The 678-nt window shown below is 51.6% G+C and carries 1 rRNA gene; it reads right to left on the bottom strand.

The features are described from left to right. Positions 1-678: ribosomal RNA gene (locus NCCP691_RS21220) — 23S ribosomal RNA — on the bottom strand; the annotation flags it as partial.

The raw sequence follows: 678 nt of genomic DNA, 5'->3' as shown, positions 1-678 counted from the left end.
AACCTTGGGCTTACGGCGACAGGGCCTTTCACCCTGTTTATCGCTACTCATGTCAGCATTCGCACTTCTGATACCTCCAGCATCCTTTACAAGACACCTTCGCAGGCTTACAGAACGCTCTCCTACCGTATCAGGTTACAGAGGTCAGGATCCAGAGGTCAGACCTTGCGCCACAAGCCTTGCAGCATTTTCGCGATGTCTTCATATTCATCGCGCCAATGCTGCCATGTGGTTTGGTCTATGTACCCTAGATCTACACAGTATCGTATCCAGACCCGCATTTCGTCAGCGGATCCGATACTGAATAATATGAAACGCTTGAACTCGGCTTTTGATTGCGCCTGCTTGCCGAAACCTTCGGCGAGGTTCGCGCAAATCGACTTGCTTGCGCGGCGGATCTGATCCGCCAGCGCGCCTTGTTCTATGGCGGGCATCTCAAGAGACACACGATGCACTTCCAGCGACAGCTTATAAGCTCGCTGAAACACATCTAGGTCTTCAAATCGATGCGCCATTCTGTTTCCTGTGACCTGAACTCTGTAACCTGATACCCGCAGCTTCGGTGACTGGCTTAGCCCCGTTACATCTTCCGCGCAGGACGACTCGATCAGTGAGCTATTACGCTTTCTTTAAAGGATGGCTGCTTCTAAGCCAACCTCCTGACTGTTTTAGCCTTCC

This window comes from Noviherbaspirillum aridicola, from assembly GCF_019656455.1.
In the GTDB taxonomy this organism is placed as follows: Bacteria; Pseudomonadota; Gammaproteobacteria; order Burkholderiales; family Burkholderiaceae_D; genus Noviherbaspirillum; species Noviherbaspirillum aridicola.
This window is presented reverse-complemented; position numbering and strand designations above follow the sequence as displayed.